21 protein-coding genes are annotated in these 17,386 nt (G+C 42.3%); 7 read left to right on the top strand and 14 right to left on the bottom strand.

Annotated features, from left to right (window positions below; all coding sequences use genetic code 11):
• Nucleotides 1-55: 55 nt before the first annotated feature.
• The 3 genes from CVD27_RS04730 to CVD27_RS04720 form a co-directional block, all read right to left on the bottom strand.
• Complete coding sequence (locus tag CVD27_RS04730; protein ID WP_101646732.1) at nt 56-292, bottom strand: DUF1146 family protein; 237 nt, start codon at nt 290-292, stop codon at nt 56-58.
• Nucleotides 293-472: 180 nt separating this feature from the next.
• Nucleotides 473-652, bottom strand: coding sequence for a hypothetical protein (locus CVD27_RS04725; protein ID WP_101646731.1), 180 nt, complete (start codon nt 650-652; stop codon nt 473-475).
• Between the two features lie 67 nt (nt 653-719).
• The gene (locus CVD27_RS04720; protein WP_101646730.1) at nt 720-1,046 is read right to left on the bottom strand and encodes a general stress protein; all 327 of its coding nucleotides are present in this window, start codon (nt 1,044-1,046) and stop codon (nt 720-722) included.
• 156 nt (nt 1,047-1,202) lie between these two features.
• Between CVD27_RS04720 and CVD27_RS04715 the strand changes: the two genes are divergently transcribed.
• Entirely contained in the window at nt 1,203-1,550 is a 348-nt protein-coding gene (locus CVD27_RS04715) for an IDEAL domain-containing protein (RefSeq protein WP_101646729.1), read from the top strand.
• A 70-nt stretch (nt 1,551-1,620) separates the two neighbouring features.
• Nucleotides 1,621-1,875: a GlsB/YeaQ/YmgE family stress response membrane protein gene (locus CVD27_RS04710; RefSeq protein ID WP_101646728.1), complete on the top strand. Its 255-nt coding sequence runs from the start codon at nt 1,621-1,623 to the stop codon at nt 1,873-1,875.
• A 90-nt stretch (nt 1,876-1,965) separates the two neighbouring features.
• On the opposite strand, the gene cls is transcribed toward CVD27_RS04710, so the two are convergent.
• From cls to CVD27_RS04695, 3 genes are all read right to left on the bottom strand, one after another.
• Nucleotides 1,966-3,465 (bottom strand): cardiolipin synthase, encoded by a 1,500-nt coding sequence (gene cls, locus CVD27_RS04705; RefSeq protein ID WP_101646727.1) that lies wholly within the window; start codon nt 3,463-3,465, stop codon nt 1,966-1,968.
• Nucleotides 3,466-3,617: 152 nt separating this feature from the next.
• Entirely contained in the window at nt 3,618-4,457 is an 840-nt protein-coding gene (locus CVD27_RS04700; protein WP_101646777.1) for a CheR family methyltransferase, read from the bottom strand.
• Nucleotides 4,458-4,489: 32 nt separating this feature from the next.
• Entirely contained in the window at nt 4,490-7,261 is a 2,772-nt protein-coding gene (locus tag CVD27_RS04695) for a CHASE3 domain-containing protein (RefSeq protein WP_101646726.1), read from the bottom strand.
• A gap of 234 nt (nt 7,262-7,495) precedes the next feature.
• Between CVD27_RS04695 and CVD27_RS04690 the strand changes: the two genes are divergently transcribed.
• Nucleotides 7,496-7,951, top strand: coding sequence for a Dps family protein (locus CVD27_RS04690; protein WP_101646725.1), 456 nt, complete (start codon nt 7,496-7,498; stop codon nt 7,949-7,951).
• Nucleotides 7,952-7,991: 40 nt separating this feature from the next.
• Here CVD27_RS04690 and CVD27_RS04685 read toward each other — a convergent pair whose 3' ends face one another.
• The 4 genes from CVD27_RS04685 to CVD27_RS04670 all read right to left on the bottom strand — a co-directional run bounded on the left by CVD27_RS04685 (nt 7,992) and on the right by CVD27_RS04670 (nt 10,787).
• The gene (locus tag CVD27_RS04685; protein ID WP_101646724.1) at nt 7,992-9,134 is read right to left on the bottom strand and encodes a PP2C family protein-serine/threonine phosphatase; all 1,143 of its coding nucleotides are present in this window, start codon (nt 9,132-9,134) and stop codon (nt 7,992-7,994) included.
• A gap of 82 nt (nt 9,135-9,216) precedes the next feature.
• Entirely contained in the window at nt 9,217-10,011 is a 795-nt protein-coding gene (sigB, locus tag CVD27_RS04680; protein WP_101646723.1) for an RNA polymerase sigma factor SigB, read from the bottom strand.
• Nucleotides 9,977-10,459 (bottom strand): anti-sigma B factor RsbW, encoded by a 483-nt coding sequence (gene rsbW, locus CVD27_RS04675; protein ID WP_101646722.1) that lies wholly within the window; start codon nt 10,457-10,459, stop codon nt 9,977-9,979. Before rsbW ends, sigB begins: the two co-directional genes overlap by 35 nt.
• 13 nt (nt 10,460-10,472) lie before the next feature.
• A complete protein-coding gene (locus tag CVD27_RS04670) occupies nt 10,473-10,787 on the bottom strand; it encodes an anti-sigma factor antagonist (protein ID WP_101646721.1) in 315 nt (104 codons plus the stop codon).
• Between the two features lie 187 nt (nt 10,788-10,974).
• Here CVD27_RS04670 and CVD27_RS27920 point away from each other — a divergent pair, with 187 nt between their 5' ends.
• Nucleotides 10,975-11,145: a hypothetical protein gene (locus tag CVD27_RS27920; protein ID WP_180960153.1), complete on the top strand. Its 171-nt coding sequence runs from the start codon at nt 10,975-10,977 to the stop codon at nt 11,143-11,145.
• 66 nt (nt 11,146-11,211) lie between these two features.
• On the opposite strand, the gene CVD27_RS04665 is transcribed toward CVD27_RS27920, so the two are convergent.
• Together CVD27_RS04665 and CVD27_RS04660 are read right to left on the bottom strand one after the other, a co-directional pair.
• Nucleotides 11,212-11,550 carry a hypothetical protein gene (locus CVD27_RS04665; RefSeq protein WP_101646720.1) on the bottom strand — a complete coding sequence of 113 codons (339 nt, stop codon included), beginning with the start codon at nt 11,548-11,550 and terminating at the stop codon, nt 11,212-11,214.
• Between the two features lie 176 nt (nt 11,551-11,726).
• Entirely contained in the window at nt 11,727-12,653 is a 927-nt protein-coding gene (locus CVD27_RS04660; RefSeq protein WP_101646719.1) for a magnesium transporter CorA family protein, read from the bottom strand.
• 121 nt (nt 12,654-12,774) lie between these two features.
• Between CVD27_RS04660 and CVD27_RS04655 the strand changes: the two genes are divergently transcribed.
• The 3 genes from CVD27_RS04655 to CVD27_RS27915 all read left to right on the top strand — a co-directional run bounded on the left by CVD27_RS04655 (nt 12,775) and on the right by CVD27_RS27915 (nt 14,448).
• On the top strand, nt 12,775-13,044 hold the full coding sequence (locus tag CVD27_RS04655) for a hypothetical protein (protein ID WP_101646718.1): 270 nt from the start codon (nt 12,775-12,777) through the stop codon (nt 13,042-13,044).
• Between the two features lie 54 nt (nt 13,045-13,098).
• Nucleotides 13,099-13,812, top strand: a complete 714-nt coding sequence (locus CVD27_RS04650) for a hypothetical protein (protein ID WP_180960150.1) — start codon at nt 13,099-13,101, stop codon at nt 13,810-13,812.
• Between the two features lie 399 nt (nt 13,813-14,211).
• Complete coding sequence (locus tag CVD27_RS27915) at nt 14,212-14,448, top strand: hypothetical protein (RefSeq protein WP_180960149.1); 237 nt, start codon at nt 14,212-14,214, stop codon at nt 14,446-14,448.
• Nucleotides 14,449-14,478: 30 nt separating this feature from the next.
• On the opposite strand, the gene CVD27_RS04645 is transcribed toward CVD27_RS27915, so the two are convergent.
• The gene (locus CVD27_RS04645) at nt 14,479-15,765 is read right to left on the bottom strand and encodes a hemolysin family protein (protein ID WP_101646717.1); all 1,287 of its coding nucleotides are present in this window, start codon (nt 15,763-15,765) and stop codon (nt 14,479-14,481) included.
• A gap of 77 nt (nt 15,766-15,842) precedes the next feature.
• Nucleotides 15,843-17,342, bottom strand: a complete 1,500-nt coding sequence (locus CVD27_RS04640) for a mechanosensitive ion channel (RefSeq protein ID WP_101646716.1) — start codon at nt 17,340-17,342, stop codon at nt 15,843-15,845.
• Nucleotides 17,343-17,386: the final 44 nt, after the last annotated feature.

Below are 17,386 nucleotides of genomic sequence, written 5' to 3'. Positions count from 1 at the left end.
TCTCACGCTTCCAAGAGGAAGCACGAGAACCGTCCCCATGCTTCCCCCATGCTTCCTATTGCATTATTAATGGCAGCTGTTTTGACCATTGGAGATAATCAAGGAAAAAGTTACTAACAGATGAACCGATGAAAATAGCTAATAATATGTATAGTAATCGCGCCTGAAATACATGGTTCGGTTTCAGCAGCTTTTCTAAGCGAATGGCCTGCAAGGCATACCAGGAAATCGCGATGCACACCAGATGCGACAAGATACTAACTAACGCTATTTGACCAAAATCATCCATCAACTTTCCCTCCCTTTTTAGGCCCAATGACTATTCTATCATACAGACGTTTGAAATTCAGAAAAGATTCACCATATTACAATTGTTGGAATTTTCTAAATCTAGAAAGGGTTTACATAGAAATTGCCCGCCTAAACAGTATTCCTCAGAAAGAAGAAAATTGTTTAAGCAGGCAAATCTACATTAGGCTTCATTCCAAACCCGCTCAATATTTAATGGTACAAATACTCGATCTCCTTGAATCTCCTTATGGATGATCGGATTTTCAAAGTTTTCTTCCAAGATGTGTTTCTCACGTTTTTTATGTCTTGCGATTCGATGGACACCAAGTATGGTATCTAAACTCTGTTTCGAAAATTTCATATTATTCACCTCATTTTTTTATAAAATCGATAGGAAGCCTCCCCTTCCTATCGATTTCTTCTATTATTTAGGCAGACTTTGATGCAACAACAACAACCTTGCCAAGGTCTAATTCTTTTTCATATCGCTCGGCATCGTTACTTGATAACCCCAGTGACTCCATTTTGGAGCGGAGCTCATCTCCCCGAGTCCGGAATACATTGGCAAGGGAGTCCATTACACCCTGTTCACTCATACCAATGTCGCTAATATCTAGTGAATCTGTTAAATCATTTGAGCGGTCTTTATCATGAGCTAATAAGTAGATTTCATCTTTTGTGTAGCCCTGCATAATCAATTGCTCGATTTCCTTCTTGGCTTGTACACCATTTTCCACTACTCTAACTGTTTCCATTTGTATTCCTCCTCCTAGGATATTTTTTTCAAGTTATGTAACTTATATATCCGCACACACCAAAACGAAACCTATTTTTCTAAAAATCTATTAAGTTTAGGAATAAATCAAATGTGGGTATATAGAAAACACTTATCACTTATTGGAGGTGTATATATGAAGAAATTAATTTGTAAAAATTGTGGAAACTCCGAGTTCTATGTATTAAATGTAGGTGAAACTCTTTGTAAGTGCGGCAAGCGGTTAACTAAACTAACTGATTATCAATGGGAAAACTCGCAAAAATGGAAGGATATCCAAAGGCGCCGCGCTGAGATCATTTCCAAAATGAGTTTATTGAAACGGGAGATCGATGAGTGCCTGGATAGGCGGGACGAGGAAGGCTTTAAAAAGCGTACCTTCGAATTAAAGCTATGCGAGCACTTTTTAGACAACTCGCTTCAGAGTCCGCAGGTGCGTCTGCGGGAGCGCATCAAGCAAAATCAAGACAAGTTAAGTTTTTAAGTTTCATTCTTCCGCATTCGGGTACTTAAATACCATAACCACTTAAAAACAATAGAAAGGGGACATTCTCATGGGATTTATTTGGTCATTAATTATTGGAGGAATCATCGGCTGGTTAGCCGGACTTATTCTGGGTCGTGACATTCCAGGAGGCATTATCGGAAATATTATCGCAGGTTTTATCGGTTCATGGCTCGGTTCATTACTATTAGGCGGATGGGGGCCAGAAATTGGCGGGTTCTTTATCCTTCCAGCTCTAATCGGTGCCATTGTCCTTGTATTTGTCTTAAGCCTCATCTTAAAAGGGATGAGAAAAACCACATAACCATCTAAAGACTGACGAAAAGTCAGTCTTTTTTTATTTTAATTTGTCTTCGTCACACAAAAAAACAGTACCCGCAAAGAGCGGATACCTCTATAAAACTCCAGAAAACAGTCTGGCAAAGGATTCTTTCCATTTTACAGACATCCTTCTTTTATAAAACTCCACCGGGCGAATGCGCCGGCAATCTTTTAGGTCTTCCTCATAGTGGGCAACCAGATCATTAATCGAGTCTGTTCCTGTTAAAAATAAATTCACTTCGAAATTCAATTGGAAACTTCGCATATCGACATTGGCCGTCCCAATCGAAGCCAGATCACCGTCGACAATGATGACCTTTTTATGCAGGAATCCCTTTTCATAAGAATAAATCTCTATCCCAGCCCGTAAAAGTTCAGGAAAGTATGATTGGGTCGCATATTGGGTCAGGAAGCCATCATTGGTGTCAGGCACCATCAAGCGGACCTGGATTCCTTTTCTGGCTGCGACTCTGAGCGCCGTCTGAATCGCCTGGTTGGGAATAAAGTACGGGGTGGCAATCCAAATGGATCTTGTGGCGCAGGTGATCATCGTGTAGTAATGATCACACATATCACGTGTTTCTGGACCTGTTGCGACGACGTGCACTAATCCATCTCCGACAGCAGGTACCGGCCGCATATAGGGTTCATTTTCAAAAAGGATTTCGCCAGAGGCATACTTCCAATCTAGTAAAAATACCGCATGTAGGGTTTGGACGGCTTCCCCTTCGAGTACGGCGTGGCTGTCACACCAAAAGCCGAAATCGTCATCTTCGCCCAGGTATTCGATGCCGACGTTGAGTCCGCCGACGAAGCCGATTTTGCCATCGATGACGATGATTTTGCGGTGGTTGCGGAAGTTAAATTTCTGATTATACCAGCCGAACTTTAGCGGTAAAAAAGGCTGGACCCTTATCCCAGCCTCCTCCATCGTTTTTATAATCGGCTTCGATAGAGACATACTGCCGACGGCATCGTATAACAGCCGCACCTCGACGCCTCCCTTTACTTTGTCTTTTAATATTTCGATGAGTTCCCGGCCGAGGCGGTCATAACGGAAAATATAATACTCGAGATGGATAAAGTCCTTCGCTTCGACCAGCCGGCGTTTAATTTCCTGAAAGGTATCTTCGCCGTTTCTTAAAATCCTGGTGGTGGTGTTCTGGTTTTGGTCGGTTAACGTGACCTTGTCCAAATAGCTGGCAAAACAGCGCTGATGGTCATTCAGGTTAGATAAGTCGAGCGGTCTTTGTTTTTTGCCAAGTGCTTCGAATAGCTGCCGGTCGCTGATTCGCTTGCTTTTAAATAGTTCCCCTTTGACAAGAAGCTGACCGGAGTAGACGTAGATGAAATAACCAAGGATCGGCAGTAACACTAAAATATAGGTCCATAAAAGTGTGGTATGGGCGGGGCGGTTTTCGAGCCATAAAGCTAGGACCGTGTAGAAAATGATGACGGCGTATAGTGTGATGCACAGAATCTTCCACCACCTAGGTACGTCCATAAAAAGGACCATATAGCCGCCAACCATCATCAACGCGGCAATCAGCCATTCAAAGCGTTTTATTTTCATACGGGTTTCATCCTTTTTTTCTATGAAATACCCTATAGGGATGGCGATGAAACAAAAAAGCCTGACCCGTGAGCGGGCAGGCTTCTGTTTGGCGGCGATGAAATGGTCATTTCTTAGTTTATCAGCAGTTTTCCAGCTGTTATCAGCACTTTCTATCTCTTGCGGTAAATCTTCTCCTGCGGATTGAATTCCTCGTATTTCAGACTCTTAGGCACAAACAGAAGCGACTCTTTACTTCCGAAGCCGACGAAGCCGCCTTCCGCCAAGCTGCTGTGGATCAAGCGATGAACCTGCTGCTGCAGCTCGTTATCAAAATAGATCATCACATTGCGGCATAAAATGACGTGAAATTCATTAAAGGATCCGTCCGTCACCAGGTTATGCTGGGCGAAAAATAAGTTCTCCTCGAGGATCGGGAAAAAATAAGCATACTGGTGGTCGGTCGTGTAATACTCTGAAAAGGAATTCTTGCCGCCTGCTTTGAGATAGTTTTTTGTATATTGCTGCATTTTCTTTAAAGGGAATGCCCCCTTTTGTGCAGCAGCCAGGGCCTTCTCATTCATATCGGTTGCATAGATTTTGGTCTTTTTTGCGAGGCCTTCTTCCAGCATCAAAATCGCCATGGAGTATACTTCCTCCCCCGTGGCGCACCCGGCATGCCAGATACGGATCTCTGGAAGGTCTCTTAAAAGAGGCACGACCTGGCTGCGAAAGGCTGCAAAGAAACTAGGGTCACGGTACATTTCCGTCATCCGAATCGACAAATCATTTAACAAGCGCTCCAAATACCCGGTTTCATGCAGTACTTTTTCGATGAGCGCTGTAATCGTCGGAAGCTGCTCTGCTTTCATGCGGTTTAAAATCCTTCTTCTTAAAGAGGCCCGTACATAGCCCCTAAAATCATACCCATACATCTGATAGAGGGCTTCAAGAAGCAGATTGATTTCTATTTCTTGTAATTCGTTCGTTGGTTCATCCTCTATTTCAGTCATTACATCGGGCGGTGAATAATTCGTCGGTTTGTTCAATCTTGGTTCACCTGCTCTGTCAGCCATACCCGCATCAAGGAGAAAAGTTGATCGATATTTAATGGCTTCATAATATAATCAGATGCTCCTGCTTCCATACACTTGTCACGTTCGCCTTTCATGGCCTTAGCCGTCAACGCAATAATCGGAAGATGGTGCATCCCAAGGTCTTCACGGATGGCTTCCATGGCCTCATAGCCATTCATCACCGGCATCATGATGTCCATAAACACAAGGTCAAAATCGGTGCGTTTTTGCAGAATTTCGATGGCTTCCTTCCCGTTTTCTGCCACTTTCACCTTTACGCCCTTTCTCTCGAGCGCAGTAACAAGGGCAAAAACGTTGCGGCCATCATCTTCTACTAAAAGAACTCTTTTTCCCTTAAACAAGTGCTCCCCCGAACCTTCTTCTTCATTTGAGTCGATCTCAAGGTCCTCATTCAACCAAGTTGCTTGTTCCTCCGTTACTTCCTGAGTCACAGCCACTTCCTCCAGCCCCAGCCGAACATCAAGCGGCACCACTTCTTCTGCCTCCAACCGGCTTGGGATATAAAGGGTAAACGTACTTCCTTTTTCCGGCTCGCTTTGGACCTCGATCACTCCGCCAAGTAACCGGGTAAATTCACGGCAGATGGATAAACCGAGGCCTGTCCCGCCATATTGACGGTTGGTCGTCCCGTCCACCTGCTGGAAGGCATCAAAAATAATTTTCTGCTTTTCCTGTGGGATACCGATTCCTGTGTCCGTTACAGAAAGGGCCAGCACCGGTTCTCTCGTTTGTTTGTTAATCAATTTCTTTGCTTTTTCAGGAGGTGCCAGTTCAATACGCAGCGTGACGCCGCCCTGTTCCGTAAATTTAAAGGCATTCGATAAAAGGTTCTTTAAGATCTGCTGTAATCTTTGTCCGTCCGTCGAAAGGACAGGCGGGATATTTGAATCGGTTACGACCTCGAACTGTAAATTCTTTTTCGCTGCCACGGGGTTGAACATGTTCCGCATCGTCTGTGGAATCTCTGTGACATTGACTTCATCGGTTAAAATTTCAATTTTACCTGCTTCGATTTTGGATAAATCAAGGATATCGTCAATTAATCGAAGCAAATCAGCACCGGAAGTATTGACGACCTTTGCGTATTCTGCCACTTCCTCATGGTCCATATCTGAATTATTTTCCATCAGCATTTGCGACAGGATCAGAATACTGTTCAATGGTGTCCGGAGCTCATGTGACATGTTCGCAAGGAAATCGGTTTTATACTGTGAACTCATCCTTAATTTCAATGAATAATCCTCTAGCTCGTCTTTTGCTTTTTTCAGTTCGATTGCCCGCTGTTCAGCAAAGTCCTTCTGCTCTTCTAAATATTCATTGGAAAGCCTTAATTGTTCCTGCTGCATTTGCAGCTCTTCTGATTGTGCCTGCAATTCTTCCGATTGTGCCTGCAGTTCTTCGGTAAGGACTTGCGATTCCGCTAGTAGTCTCTCTACTTCCATCCGTCCAGATACACTTGAGATGGATGAGCCAAATTTATCCTGAATCAAATCGAGTAAGGTCAGATGCTCTGACTGGAATGGCTGCAGTGAGGCAAACTCTACGATTGCTTCCACCCGACCCTCAAAAAGAATAGGCGCCACTAATAGACTGCTTGGGTTCGAAGCGCCTAGTCCGGTTGTTATTTTAAAATGGTCTTCTGGAATTTGATCGATTAGAAAAATTCGTTTATCCAGGGCTGCCTGTCCAATAATTCCTTCACCTAAGCCAAAACGAGTCTTAACTAGATCGTCATCCGCGATGGCATAACCTGCTACTTTCACAAAGTCCACCTCTCCCCCTTGTTCGCGACGCAGATACACCACCCCATAGGCTGCTTGAACCAGTGGAGCCAGTTTGTTAATAAAAACGTGGGACAGTTCATTGATATCGGTAATCCCTTGATATAAAGTGGAAATATCGGTCAGACTTTTTTGCACCCAGTTGTGCTTTTCAAGATTGCTGAGTAACTCGTTCATCGCCTCGGCAAGTTCCCGGGTCTCGTCCCGTGTGTTGACCTTTATCCGTGAAGTTAGGTCGACATCAGAGTTTGAATCGGTGATTCCTTTAATCGTTCTCACTACCTGTTTAATGGTTTTGACAATTGAGTTAGATAGGAAAACAGCGATGGCAATTGTAAAGACTGTGACTAAAAGAATCAGTCCATATAATATTATTTTTAAATTGTTGGTATGCTCATTTAGGTTATTAATACGGTCTGCTGTTAATGCCTTTTCCGTGGATAAAAAGGATTCAAATTGTGTACGCAGTTGATCTGTAATCTTCTTTCCCTTATTTTTCGCAAAGTGCTCTTTAATAAGTGCTGCATCATGATTCTTTTTAGCATTAATCAGACTTTCACCAGAAGTGTTGATCCAGTTTAAAATCAACGGTTTGATCTCTTCCAGATTTTGCTGCTGGCGTCCGTTATCTTCTAATAAGGAATGAAGATTATTATAATTATCCATCCAGCTTTTGTTTCCATCATTATAGGGTTCGAGATACTCTTGATTCCCTGTTAAGACGTAGCCCCTCATCCCGGTTTCCATGTCTAGCACATTCTTTTGAATTTGGTTGGCTAGGTCATGTATTTCTATATCATGTTTGGCAACATAATCAATCTCTTGTTGTAAATCTGTCATTCTATTAATCACCGTTAGAAGTGACAGGACTAAGCAAATGAGGATTGTTAAATATCCTACAATTATTTTTGCATGGATGTTGAAATTCAAGCTCTTCATGGTAACCTCCCCCTCTTTACATTTACTCTTATTTTAACCTGTAAAATTCTAGGTTTCATCCCGTTCAATCCATTTTGATACGATAGTAATAGTTTCCATTCCAGTTCTTTTATCCTACTTCTATTACCCGCTTTTTTCCCTTTTGAAACCTCTTTTTTTAAAAATTTCTATCGTTTCAAATGAGCTGGTGAGGGGTATTTACTAGTTATCATGACAATCTGGGAGGTAGAAAAAATGGCAAAAACGAAAGAAAAGGTTCAATTAACGGAGACACTTAACCAGCAAGTAGCCAACTTTTCCGTTCTTTACATGAAGCTGCATCATTATCATTGGTATGTGAAGGGTGAAAACTTTTTTACCCTGCATATTAAGTTTCAAGAATTGTATACCGAAGCGGCGCTCCATCTAGATACGATTGCCGAACGGATGCTGTCACTTGGGGCGGCACCAACAGCGACGATGAAGGAGCAGTTAGAGATTTCCTCTATTAACGAAGCTAGCGGAGAGGAAAGTGCCCAGGAGATGGTTCAGTCGCTGGCTGATGATTTTGAACATGTCTGCAAGGAGCTTACCGAGGGAATCACGGCGGCGGAGGATCAGGAGGATCAACCGACAGCTGACATGTTTATTGAGATTCGAACTTCGTTAGAAAAGCATTTATGGATGTTTAAAGCTTATTTAGCTGAATAGAGGAAATAAGAAAGGTGCCAGCTGCCATGCTGCACCTTTCTTACTTATTCGCAGAAACCATCACCAAACACATATCATCCTTCGAAACGCTCATCATCTCCGGACTCGACTGCAGGCGTTCAAATAATTCCTTCGGATCATCCTTCACTTGTTCCTGCAAACTGTTGATAAGTTTCGAAATGGCATCCTCATATTTATCCTCAAGCCACTCCGACAGGCCATCGGTAAAAAGCAAAATCCGGGCCCCTTGCTTATAAGGAATCACCCCTTTGGTCACATCAATCTCCTCAAAAAAACCAAGCGGGCAGCAGCTATTTTTCAACAGCTTTACTTCCTCATCCACAATGGCAATCCCAGCCGGATGACCAGCATTTACATATTCAATCGTCTGCTCAGCCGTATCCAGCACAAAATAAATCGACGTAAAATAATAGTTTTCCATACGATCAGGCATCTGCAGCTGATTCATCCTCCGGTTGAGTTCAATCATTACGGCTTCAGGGTCACCTATACCAGTAATTGCATCCTTTAATGTGGAATATATGTACATACAAACAAGAGATGATGATATCCCATGTCCCATCATATCAAGCAAAATAATCCCATAGCGGTTCGGGCTGATTTGGTACCAGGCATACAAATCCCCGGCAAGCTCGAACGAAGGCTTATAGACTGCTGAAATATTGACATCCTCGTTTTGAATTGGATCACTTAACATACTTAGCTGCACCTGTTTAGCCAAATTCAGCTCATGCTGAATCCGTTTATCCCGTTCTTTCCGAAGATCCTTTTCATATTTTAAGCGCAGGACTGAACGAATCCGTGCGAGCAGCTCGACTTTATTAATCGGTTTCATCACATAATCAAGTGCACCGGCATCCATGGCCTCGGCCATTTTATAAGAATCACCCATGGCGGTGACAATAATAATTGGCAAGTCTTCGTACCGCTCATTCGCAAGAATCGTCCGGCACGCTTCCAGACCATCAATCTCCGGCATCATCAAATCCATTAGAATGAGGTCGACTGGAACTTCTACCGGACTAGGCGCGTCAAGCTGCAGGTAATGATATAATTCCTTGGCAGAAGACAACAAAACTAATTGATCATATCCTGCTTTCTGCAGGATTTTTTCAATAATCATCAGATTTGTCATATTATCGTCGACAATAACTATATTCATAGGCCTCTCCTTTTTAAAAAAGTGCCTGACCCCCGCTGTTAAACCTTTAGCTTTGAGCAGGGGTCAAGCACCTTTTATTCTATTAAACATAGTTCGCCCCACGCCTCGCCTCATTTGCGAGTTCCTTGCGAAGCTTTTCAATCGCCTTTTTCTGCAGGCGGGAAACATGCATTTGCGAGATTCCTAATTGCTCCCCTGTTTCTTTCTGACTCTTATTTTCCACGAACGTGCAATGGATAATTTCCCTCTCCCGCTCTGTTAATACATGAAGAGCACTTTCTAGTAAAAGTTTTCGGTCTACTTTTTCAAAGCCTTCATCTTGCGAACCGAGGATATCTAAGGCTGTTACTACATTCCCCTCTGACCCCGTTTCAATCGGCAGATCGACAGAAGCGGCTTGATAGCTTTTCCCCATTTCCATCGCTTCTAGAACTTCCTCTTCAGAAATTTCCATATAATCCGCGATTTCCTGAATCTTTGGGGACCGTTGATATTTATTCGTCAGCTCGTCCACGACGTTTTTAATCTTTGGCCAAACTTCCTTGACACGTCTTGGCACATGAACACTCCAGGTTTTATCTCGTAAAAAACGCTTGATTTCACCAATGACGGTTGGGATTAGAAAGGATTCAAACGATTTTCCAGCCCCGCTGTCATATCTTCTGATGGCTGCTAATAACCCGATCATTCCGACTTGCATAATATCTTCATGGAAATCCCTGCCCTTTGAATATTTCCTGGAAAGGCTCCCCACAAGAGCGGTATAATGTTCTACTAAAACGGTTTGGGCTAAAGAGTTTTCGTTTTGCTGGAATTCCAAGATCAGGGCGTCAATTTCTTCCTTAGTTCGCTTCACGGGTTGTGGCTGCTGTCCCATTATTTTCACGCTCCTCACTTAGAAACTTCGCCATGAAGACCGTTACCCCGGAATGATCCAAAACACGGACTTCGTCCATTAGTGTTTCGATCAAAAACAGCCCTAACCCTCCCTCTGAAAGTTGTTCCACTGTACTTGATTCCGTATAAGGGCCTAGTTCGTTTTTGGTCTCGATAAAATTAAAACTCTTTCCGCTGTCAGCTACCATAATTTCTAACTTATCCTGATAGATGCCGAAGCCAACCGTTACTTCTCCGCCTTCCTCATTGGAGTACGCATGCTGAACAGCATTTGTAGTGGCTTCACTTACAGCTATTTTAATATCTTCAATTTCCTCATATGTATAACCCATGCGGCTACAAATTCCTGATAACGTTAATCGAATGACACCAACATAATCCGGTTTTGCAGGAATCTTCATTTCAATATAATCCATCACTTGTTTCATCTTCCCCCACCTCTTAATTTGCAGAAATGTTCATAATGTTACCCAAGCCAGTAATCTCAAAGAGCCGTTTCAATCGATCGGATAATTCAATCAGTCTTAATTCCCCGCCGTTCTCCTTCATCTTTTTAAATAGACCGACAAATACACCAAGACCTGTGCTGTCTAAATAGGAAACATCCTTAAGATTCACAGTCACTACTTTTTTGTCCCCTTCAGCGAGCGGCAACAGCTCCTCTCTAAGGTTTGGTGCTGTAAAAGCATCAATTTCCCCCGCAAGCAAAACCGACACTTCCTCGTTTTTCTGATGTATATCTATACTAAGATTCATTCCAACATCACCTCTAAGATATTTATTGTATATATACCACCTTTTAAAAACTCTAAACCTACTTTTTAAAAAAATTTTTTTGAGGCAGGGGGACGGTTCTCATGCTTCCAATTATACCAAATGTTTTGATTTCTATTAAATGGGTATATAGAAGCTACCAAATAAAAGGAAAAGGAGATTGAGTGGAATGGATGAAATGAATAAGTTAAAAACGAAGTTGAAGGTGGAGACTGAGAAAAATGGATCGATGGCACAGAACTTCGAGGAGGTTAAAAAGCTTGGCAAGGAAATGAAGGAAGCGAAAACTGGCTCTGAGCTGGAGGAGGAAGACGACAAAACTCAAGATCCACTGCAATGATAAAAGGGGCTTGCACTCTTATCGGTGCAAGCCCCTTGTCTATTAATAAAAATCGATCCCATTCTGTTAAATCTGTTTCTCCAGCGGGTCGTCTTGACCATATCTCTGATAGAATTCATCTACCTGTTTTTCTGGATTGGGATCTTTATTCTTTTTTCGTAATTCATTATTTGGATCATCGTCTTGCTCATCGCTCCGGGCAATATTATAACCGGCCATCTGCCGCTCCGGTTCTTGACGGTCCTCTTGGGAGCTTAGCACATCCGAGGGAAGATCATCCTGTCTATGGCCGTACTTGTTTGACAAGTCCCTCTCGTCGTCCATCGTTCTATTTTTATAAAGAACGTCATCTTCCTTGATGCCTGCTTGTTCCATATCCTTCGTATCCGTATAATTCTTTGCCATAACGATTGCCTCCTTTTATTTTCCTCGACTGCTGTTTTTCATCCCTAGTTTTTCATGCAGGGTTTACCGAACAGGCAACCACATACTTCAATCACCCTCTTCCCTTCATTCATTATTGGACAGCTTTTTGCTGCCTCTATTCATGTAGTACCACTTAAAGTGACTGCTCAAACCTATTATTTAAAAAACGATCCTCTCTTTTTTCCTTTTAACAAATCGCCTGTCCAGCCTTTCACTTTTAAATAGCCATATAAAAGGACGGTGGAAATAATAATGATTATAATTGAAAAAATATAGCCATAGCGCCACCCTAACTCAGGCATATGCTTAAAATTCATGCCCCATAATGCCCCATACGCCATAATCGGTGTAAAAATGGTGGTTAATACCGTTAATGTTTTCATAATTTCATTCCCGCGATGGGACGAAATGACCTCTTCCAAATTGATCAGCGAGTCAATTTCATGCTCATATTCATTGAGCAGCACCATTGCCCGCTCAATCCGTTTACAGGTACACGAAAAAAATTCTCCCTCGTTCACATCAGGAAAATGAACTTCATCTATGGCCATTTTTACTTCATTGATAGGAATTAACAAATTTTTGCAAATTAGCAGTTCATGACGGCGTTTATAGACTAGTTCAAGAATCCCTATTTCATTTCTTTTTCTCATGCTCCAAATCAGGGTCTTAAGTGTCTCCTCAAACTGATCAATATCCACTAGCAGTTCGTTCATCAATTCTCCCAGAAAAAGTAAAAAACCTTCCACGGCATTACTGGTTCGTGATAATAAGCAGTACAGTATGTCCCTATCTAAGGAGCGGATTTCAAGATCGGCCGTAATCAATTGATTAGATGTCAAAAAGAAATGGAAGATTTTATAATCCTTTTCCTCTTCGTAGCTTTGTTTATAAATGAGAGAACCATTTATGACTTTTTCGCCGTTCTCTAGGCTGGTTACACGCAAACTATTGGTTTTATCGTTTCCAACCTGCTTTAGCCAGGCAGTCATGACTGGATCCCTGCTAGGTGTGCTTTGGTCCATCTTCTCTCTGTCCCACTCCACCCACGTCCACTCGTTCAAACCAATATATTTTTCCAAACGAATCCCTCCTCTTTAGAACTTATCCCCCCTTATCAGCAAATTTAAACGTTTCATCTTTCAGCAAAGCGGGTATTCATGGATTAAATAGGTTCTTCAAATCTTAAGGAGGGACATTTTTATGAAACGAGTCTTAAGTATGAGTTCACTATTAGCAGTAGGAGTTGGTGCTTCGGCGGCAATGTGGCTGAGCAATAAACCTAATCGAATCAAGGCAGAAACAATATTAAGAGATTGGAAACGAAAGATTTTGCCAACGGCCTATCAAAAAAGTGAACAGCTTCCTATTCAGAAAGGCGGTCATCCGCATCCACAGGATGTGGAAGATAACAAAATGGTGGATGAAGGCGCGATGTACTCCGTTCAATTTTATAATGAGAAAATGCAGTAACAGCGTTCAGTTGGGGCAGTGTTTAGCCCCAACTATTTTTATGAGGTGATACAAATGATTCTTTTTTTGTTTATCTACATGCTGATTATTTTTGCTGTGATTGAAATATTTGTCATTTTGTTCCGCTTAACAGGGCTGAAGGTGGAGGTCTCCAGGTTTCAAGTAATCTCCATGATGACGGGAACCGGTTTTACTACCGGGGAATCCGAGCTGATCTTAGGGCATCCAATCCGCCGAAAGCTCGCCACCTTTCTGATTTTGTTTGGTGCCTTTTCCCTGGCCGTGATTATTTCATCCATCAGCCAATTTCTTTCAGAGGGTCTTCGGGCAAAAGAAATTTTGATCTGCGCCGCCGCTGTTATGGTCCTCTTGGGCGTGTTAAAAATGGAGAGCGTCCGTCGGGTCATGGCTAAGTTTTTCAATCGCCAAATGAAGCAAACAATCGAACTAGCGGATCTGCCGATTCGTGATGTTTTTTTGAATAATAAAGAAGATCTTCTGCTCCATCTTTATATTTATGAGGACTCTGCCCTTGTAAACCAAACATTTCATGAAGCCATTAAGGATTATGAAGAGTTGGATCTGGTTTTATTGTTTATTCAGCGCGGTGACATCAAGATTCGCAAAAACCTCTATGATACGAAGCTTCACGAAGGGGATCAGCTTTTGATTTATGGTGTAAAAGAGGTGATCTTCAGCATCCTGCACGAGGATATATCCATCATGAAAGAAAACCAAAAGAACTTCGAACAATCGAAAATCATATAAAAAGCCTCTATCAAGAGGCCCAGATTGTCGAGAAAGGATATTTTTCTCGGCAATTTCTTATTTTTGTCTAAATCTGATTACCAACTTTTTTATTAATTGATTAGTGTCTGCTAACTGGCCTGTTGATTTCCACTCCGGGCACTCGCTTTCCGCGGGGAGGTCCGGGAGCCTCCTCGGCGCTAAAGGCGCCTGCGGGGTCTCCCGTTACCTCTCTATCCCGCAGGAGTCGAGTGCCCTCCGCTCCAATCAACAGGGAGGCAAATCAATCTAAAGTACTGCAACACACTTTTTCAAACCAAGCTAAGTGTGTTGCAATCTTTTTGGCAGGTGAAGTAGGTGTGATCACTTTTACCTTAAATCTCTTGAACGAGGACATCTAAAAGATAATAGTATTTTAAAATGACGTTAATGGTTCCAACTGATCGTAGAATGATAGGATTAGATTATTATTTTAAATGGACAGTCTTTTTAAATACCCCTGTTGATTGGAGCGGAAGGCGGCGAAGACTCCTGCGGGAGTACGGGGCAGGGGAGACCCCGCAGGCGTTAAACACCGAGGAGGCTCCCCGGCACGCCCGCGGAAAGCGAAGCCGCCTGGAGCGGAAATCAACAGCCAATTCAGACAAACAAACCTAATTTTAAGAGTGTTATTCAGTGCCCGCTCTATCAAGAGGCTTTTTCGACTTCTACATATTTGATGTGATATCCATCTGATTCGATGACTTTAAAGGTAAATCCTTGAGCCTCTACCACAGAAGACCTTTCTGTTAAAAACCAACCGCCAAGCGTTTCGATTCCCTCAGCATGTAAATCGGTCCCCAGCAGCTCGTTCACCGTATGAATAGAAACCTTCCCATCAATAATATAATGGGCGCGCGGCGTGATGGTCCGAATCTCAGAAACCTCGTCCGCATCAAATTCATCTCTTACCTCCCCGACGATTTCCTCAATGATATCTTCAACGGTTACTAACCCTGATGTACCGCCATATTCATCAAGTAAAATGGCCATATGGGTCCGTTCCTTTTGCATCAGCAGCAAGAGGTCATGAATCGGGATGTTATCAATCACCGTAATCACAGGCTGAATATGGTCTTCAATCTTCCATTCTTGAGTCGAGCTTTTACTCAAAAATCGGTGTGTTAATAACATTTTCACATTCAACATCCCTAAAACATGATCCTTATCCCCATCTACCACAGGATAGCGGGTATATTTTTCATTACGAAGCTTTTGAGCAATGACTTCGATTGTATCGTCTAGCGATATGCAGCACATCTCTGTGCGGGGCACCATGATTTCTTTGGCCAGACGCTCATCAAACTCAAAAATATTGTTCACATATCGCCACTCGCTACGATTGATTTCTCCGCTTTTATAGCTCTCCGATAAGAGGATGCGCAGCTCTTCCTCCGAGTGTGCCAATTCATGTTCAGAGACAGGCTTGAAACCAAAAATTCCGACAAGCAGACGGGCGGAATGGTTTAAAAGCCAAATAAACGGAAAACAGATTTTGTAAAACCAAATAATAGGCTTGGCAAACGACAGTGTAATTTGCTCCGCTTTTTGGATGGCGAAGGTTTTTGGCGCCAATTCCCCTGCGACTACATGGATAAAGGTAACCACAACAAACGCCAGCGTAAAAGATAACAAGTGGGTAACCGCCTCATTTAGGCGGAAATAAGCTAACACGGGATGAAATAGTTTTTCAACCGTCGGTTCCCCAAGCCACCCGAGGCCTAGTGCTGTTACAGTGATACCTAGCTGGCAAGCTGATAGATACTCATCGAGATGAGTAACGACCCTCTTGGCGGCAACCGCCCGCTTCTCCCCTTCCGTAATCAATTGTTCAATCCGTGATGTTCTTACTTTAACAATCGCAAATTCAACCGCAACAAAAAATCCAGTTAGGATGATCAATAGGATGATGGTAAACACATTCAACCACAGCATTCGCTAAAAACACCTCCCGTAAAACATAACAATCCGAAATCCCGCTTGGATTCCGGATTGCCATGGCCTATTATTGATTACTTTTTATCCAGCTTATCGTCTAGTTTTTCTAAATATTTAGCAGCAAAGGCCTTTCCGCCAAGACCAAATGCTAGACCAAATGCCAAGGCCAACCCGCCTAATACTAAAATGAAGGCTGCATTAACAATGGAATGTGCAACACCAAGCTGATCTAATGCCATAAATACAGCGATGGCAAAAATCGTATATTTAGCAATAGCAGCAAGAGTACGTGAGTAGTTATTTTTAATGACATTTTGTAAAACACGCTCGATTAAGTGTCCTAAATACAATCCTACTCCTAAGATTAATATAGCGGCTAATAACATCGGCAGGTAGGCAATGACTCCTGTAGCCAATGTTACTAAGAAGTCTAAATGTACAATTTGTAAGGCTTCAACCGCAAATAATAAAACAACTACAATTTTAACAAGCAGTCCGACCACCTGTGATAAGGAATACTTTGATTTTTCCTGTGCTGCTGAACCAATTCCTATCTGTTGGAAGATGCTATCAAAGCGAAGACGCCATAGCATTTGTACAACCATTTTTTCAATCCATTTTCCAAGCCAGATCCCAACTAACATGAGAATGATGGCAACCACAATATTAGGAATGAGCGTTAATATGTGATTTAACATCGCAATGGCAGGTTCAGAGATCCCCTTCAAATCTAGTTTTTCCAAAGCCGTGATAATGGTTGGGATTAAGATGAAGATAAAGACAATATTTCCGATTATACTAGATAGATTCGTATCTTCTTGATTTTTCATGACGCCAAAACGCTGACCTAATGAATCGGCTCCCAAACTTTTTAAGAAGTTTGTTAAGATATCACGAACAAGCTTCGCAATCAGCCAGCCGATGAACACAATCAGTGCGGCGGCAAATAATTTCGGAATAAAAGCTACCATAGAAGTTAATGCATGTGTGAATGGTCCAGAAATCCCTTCAATTTGTAAGGCTCCCAATACCCCTGGTAAAAATAGCAAAAGAACAAAGTAGAACACTCCCTGGGCAATTCTTTCTACACTATAATGAGCATTTACTTCATTTTCTGCCATCTTCCATTTAACTAATCTTGATTCTAAATGAAGCATCGATGCGGCCTTTTTGAAAAGCAGACGCAGCAGATAGGCAACCACCCATGCAAACAGTAGAATGAGAGCTGCTTTTATTAGATGTGGAATGGCTCCTGTTATGGTTGACATCATATTCACCAGTGGTGAAGCAATCAAACTTAGGTTCAACATATTGAAAAAGATGATAAAGACAACCACTAATAACGTATAGTAAACTATTTTTCCAATAATCGTTTCAGAGGAATATCGTCTTGTGTTGCCAAAGCTAGAAAATAGTTTGTCATCCAAACTTGTCTTCTTTAATAAGGATGTCACCGCTTTTCCTATTCCTTTGGCAATGAGCCAGCCCGCTACTAGGACGACTAGTGCTAATATCAGTCTAGGAATCTGATCTGTGTATATGTACCAGCCAGCTAACATATCTTTTACGTTCATAAACATCGCTCCTTTTTGTATCTTTCATTTCGTTTGCTAGATGG

This window comes from Neobacillus cucumis (genome assembly GCF_002860255.1).
Taxonomy (GTDB): domain Bacteria; phylum Bacillota; class Bacilli; order Bacillales; family Cytobacillaceae; genus Neobacillus; species Neobacillus cucumis_A.
This window is presented reverse-complemented; position numbering and strand designations above follow the sequence as displayed.